6 protein-coding genes and 1 pseudogene are annotated in these 3,611 nt (G+C 36.9%); 4 read left to right on the forward strand and 3 right to left on the reverse strand.

Features of this window, described 5'->3' with window-relative positions:
- Window positions 1-132 precede the first annotated feature (132 nt).
- Window positions 133-468, reverse strand: coding sequence for a TIGR01244 family sulfur transferase (locus tag AAV96_RS00385; RefSeq protein ID WP_004664941.1), 336 nt, complete (start codon window positions 466-468; stop codon window positions 133-135).
- 123 nt (window positions 469-591) lie between these two features.
- Here AAV96_RS00385 and AAV96_RS00390 point away from each other — a divergent pair, with 123 nt between their 5' ends.
- The 3 genes from AAV96_RS00390 to AAV96_RS00400 are packed head-to-tail and all read left to right on the forward strand — an operon-like array spanning window position 592 to window position 2,341.
- Window positions 592-1,488: an alpha/beta hydrolase gene (locus AAV96_RS00390; RefSeq protein WP_004664939.1), complete on the forward strand. Its 897-nt coding sequence runs from the start codon at window positions 592-594 to the stop codon at window positions 1,486-1,488.
- Window positions 1,489-1,926 (forward strand): thioredoxin TrxC, encoded by a 438-nt coding sequence (trxC, locus tag AAV96_RS00395; protein WP_005214646.1) that lies wholly within the window; start codon window positions 1,489-1,491, stop codon window positions 1,924-1,926.
- Window position 1,927: 1 nt separating this feature from the next.
- Complete coding sequence (locus AAV96_RS00400; protein ID WP_005214645.1) at window positions 1,928-2,341, forward strand: acyl-CoA thioesterase; 414 nt, start codon at window positions 1,928-1,930, stop codon at window positions 2,339-2,341.
- Between the two features lie 48 nt (window positions 2,342-2,389).
- On the opposite strand, the gene AAV96_RS00405 is transcribed toward AAV96_RS00400, so the two are convergent.
- Together AAV96_RS00405 and AAV96_RS00410 are read right to left on the reverse strand one after the other, a co-directional pair.
- Window positions 2,390-2,884 carry a DUF4442 domain-containing protein gene (locus AAV96_RS00405; protein WP_004664935.1) on the reverse strand — a complete coding sequence of 165 codons (495 nt, stop codon included), beginning with the start codon at window positions 2,882-2,884 and terminating at the stop codon, window positions 2,390-2,392.
- A 14-nt stretch (window positions 2,885-2,898) separates the two neighbouring features.
- Window positions 2,899-3,387 (reverse strand): YajQ family cyclic di-GMP-binding protein, encoded by a 489-nt coding sequence (locus tag AAV96_RS00410; RefSeq protein WP_004655922.1) that lies wholly within the window; start codon window positions 3,385-3,387, stop codon window positions 2,899-2,901.
- Between the two features lie 90 nt (window positions 3,388-3,477).
- Between AAV96_RS00410 and AAV96_RS00415 the strand changes: the two are divergent.
- Window positions 3,478-3,611: pseudogene (locus AAV96_RS00415) on the forward strand (sulfurtransferase); the annotation flags it as partial.

Genomic DNA, 3,611 nt, shown 5'->3' on the forward strand with positions numbered 1-3,611 from the left:
TAATTAGTTCGGTTTATTTTATTGAATATTAACTTAGGATTAATAGCGTATTAAATTTGTTAGATAAGTTTTAAGTTAAGATATTATGTCTAAAGGGTTAAAAAGAGTTATTATAAAACTCAAAAGATATATTCAATCATCCAATAAATCCATCTGCTTTGCTAATTGGTATAGATTATTAGAGCGATTACCTGTACGACAAAACATTAAAATAGGTTTTGGTAACTCGTTATAGTGATTAGCAAATGTGCGAACATCTAACTCTGTGATCTGACCTGCAACAACTGGTTGGTATACATAATCTAGGCCAGCATTACGAGCTGATTCTTCAATCTGTGCGCTTGTAGGTTGTTCAGAACCACCTTCCATGTCTGGACGATTATTAATAATAGATTTGAAGCCTTTTTCGACAACTTGATCTACATGCTCAGGGCCGATTTGACCTGCAAAACCAACATTTTCTGACATCTTGTCACTCCAAAAATAAACAAAACATTTTATGCTCTATCATAGCATTAAGCTTGATCTTGAGTTTAAATGTCTGTAGCAAATAAATGATGATAAGTAATAAGATAAAGCATTGGAGCGCGCATGCACACCTACACAGTTGAGCCGTTGTATGTTCCTAGTGGCGAAGAAACCATAGCAGCAGATTTCTATCTACCAAAGACCAATATTAAACCTGCTGTAATTCTTATGGCACATGGATTTGCTGGATTACGCCAATTTAAATTAGTTCAGTATGCACAACGTTTCGCTAAAGCTGGATATGCTGTCATTTTATTTGATTATCGCTATTGGGGGGGGAGCACAGGAAAACCGCGTGAATTGGTTTCACTTGGTGCTCAACTAGATGATTGGAAAACCATTGTTCAATATGCTTCGAATTGCAAATTGATTGATAGTCGACGTATTATTTTATGGGGAACTTCTCTAAGCGGTGGATATGCGCTTAGTTTAGCCACTGACCTTAAAAATATTCAGGCCGTAATGGTGCAGGTGCCATATGTTGATGGTGCGGAAACAGCAAAATTATACCCATTACAACGTTATCCAGAGGCTTTAAAGCGTTCTAGTCAGGATTACATGGGGTCTAAGATGGGCTTAGTACCTAAAACTTTGCCGGTTGTGGATCAGCATAAACTATGCTTTTTACCGACCTCCGATAGTTATTATGGTTATCATTCGATTGTAAATCCTGACTATTATTGGAGTGGTGAAGTTCCTGCACGTGTATTTTTTAATTTAATGCGCTATCGTCCAATTCAATTTGTACGTAAAATTAATATCCCTGTTTTGTTTATTGCTGCGAAACATGATTCTTTGATTCCAATTGAATCTAGTCGTGAAGCCGCTACAAATATTGCACCATTTGTAAGCTATCATGAGTGGGAAATGAAACATTTCGATATTTATCACGGTTCTTGGTTTGAAAAAGCAGTCACAACCCAATTAGAATTTTTACATCAACATATCGGAGTGATGTAAATGATAATTGTCTGTGCATCCTGTGGTGCAAAAAATCGTGTACCTGAAGAAAAATTAGCAGTTCATCCAAACTGTGGGCAATGCCATCAACCATTATTAACGTTAGCGCCAATTGAATTAAATGAACAAAATTTTAGCCATTTCATTAGTAATTCAGATTTACCTGTACTAATCGATCTTTGGGCAGAATGGTGTAATCCTTGTAAAATGATGGCACCTCATTTTGCTGAGGTTGCCAAACATAATCCTCACGTCGTGTTTGCTAAAATTGACACTGAAGCAAACCCACGTTTAAGTGCTGCATTTAATGTCCGCAGTATTCCGACTTTGGTCTTAATGAATAAGACGACTGAATTGGCCAGAATAAGTGGTGCATTACGTACACCAGAGCTACAGCAATGGTTAAATCAGCAATTACAGCAACATCAAGGACATTAACATGACTGAACGTTCAAATCATCCAGAAGGAGTTTTATCTTTGCAGAATATTGCTATGCCAGCAGATACAAACTGGAGTGGTGATGTATTTGGAGGATGGATTGTTTCACAGATGGATCTCGCAGGAGCGATTCATGTTGAGCGTTTGAGTAAGGGACGATGTGCAACAATTGCGATTAATGAAATGACTTTCCTTGTGCCTGTTAAGGTTGGAAATGTGATTAGTTGCTATACTAAAATTTTGAAAGTCGGCAATACTTCCGTACAGGTGCAAATCGAGGTATGGAATAGTCATGACAATTCACGGGATCCGATTCGAATCACTCAAGGTGTTTTTACATTTGTTGCTGTTGATGTGAATGGTAATAAACGACAAATCTCAGAACAAATTAAGCAAGATTTTTTAGCAAGCTGATAAAACAATAAAGCCCAAATTTAATTGGGCTTTATTTTAAATCTAAGACTATTTTTTACGTTTTGGTAGCCAAGCCCAAAGCATCTGACATTGGATTGGTTCGTTACCAGAATCGTCAATTACGGTCACAGGAATCAATAACTCGCCTTTGTCATGTTCAGCAATAAACTTTTTTTGGTCTGCTGACAAGCTTGCTGTAGCAGTTAAACCGCCTTGCGCAACTTTTAAATAATCGACATGTAATGATTTAATTAACAAGATACGATCATCTGGGATATGTAAACCGGTTAAAAAGCCCGTTGCAGTTTCTGCTAATAAAGCCATTGCTGCTGCGTGAACCCCTTTAATATGATTTTGCATATTACGTTGGTTTTCAATGCGCACAGTGACATGGTCTTTATCAACTTCTAAATAACGAATATTTGCTGTTCCAACCATAGGAACAACACGACCAAAAGCTTTACTCCATAGCGTACTACGGATACTTTTTGGAAATTTAGAAGTGGTTTTAACCAGCGTATAAAGACGGTTATCTTTTGCCATAGTGAACCTAATGTTTAGTCTTTGAAATTATTAAATTGAAGTGGTAGACCAAATTGTTGTTCACGTAAAAAGTTCATGACTTGTTGCAATGTATCGCGCTTTTTATCTGTGACACGGATTTTGTCTCCTTGGATAGAAGATTGCGCTTTGATACCACTTTCTTTAATGGCTTTATTAATTTTTTTTGCGGTATCTGAGTCAAGTCCATCTTTCAACTTGATCACTTGGACCACATTTTTACCAGAAGCAGTGGCTTTTTGTGGATCTAAAGCTTGTACATCAATCTTACGTTTATAGAAGTGATTTTCAAGCATGGTATAGACTTGTTCACATTGGAAGTCACTTTCAGTTGAGATTTTGATTTCTTTATTTTTTTCATTTAACTCAATTGAAACGTCTTGTCCACGGAAGTCAAAACGTGTTGCAATCTCTTTTTCTGTATTTTGTACAGCATGATTGACTTCAAATAACTCTAATTCAGAAACAATATCAAAAGAAGGCATGGTTAGACCTTTACAAAGGGAAAGAATATTTGAGATGCTAAGGGTGTTTTCTTCATTTGCCAAGTGTTGTTTACATCAAAGGAGTGCACAATGATCCGTAAACAAGAAATTACAACATTTGAGTTCCCAGAAGGCGCAGTCATTTGGGATGTCCGAGATGCCAAAGCTTATGCAGAGGCACACGTCAAAGGGGCGTTGAATCGTCCAATTGCTGAAATTAATGC

The sequence above is a fragment of the Acinetobacter sp. AG1 genome (assembly GCF_001005525.1).
Lineage (GTDB): Bacteria > Pseudomonadota > Gammaproteobacteria > Pseudomonadales > Moraxellaceae > Acinetobacter > Acinetobacter modestus.

Excerpts from the sequence above, each read along its gene's own strand:
- AAV96_RS00385 (WP_004664941.1), bottom strand. The coding sequence starts at position 468 with ATGTCAGAAAATGTTGGTTTTGCAGGTCAAATCGGCCCTGAGCATGTA.
- AAV96_RS00390 (WP_004664939.1), top strand. The coding sequence starts at position 592 with ATGCACACCTACACAGTTGAGCCGTTGTATGTTCCTAGTGGCGAAGAA.
- trxC (WP_005214646.1), top strand. The coding sequence starts at position 1,489 with ATGATAATTGTCTGTGCATCCTGTGGTGCAAAAAATCGTGTACCTGAA.
- AAV96_RS00400 (WP_005214645.1), top strand. The coding sequence starts at position 1,928 with ATGACTGAACGTTCAAATCATCCAGAAGGAGTTTTATCTTTGCAGAAT.
- AAV96_RS00405 (WP_004664935.1), bottom strand. The coding sequence starts at position 2,884 with ATGGCAAAAGATAACCGTCTTTATACGCTGGTTAAAACCACTTCTAAA.
- AAV96_RS00410 (WP_004655922.1), bottom strand. The coding sequence starts at position 3,387 with ATGCCTTCTTTTGATATTGTTTCTGAATTAGAGTTATTTGAAGTCAAT.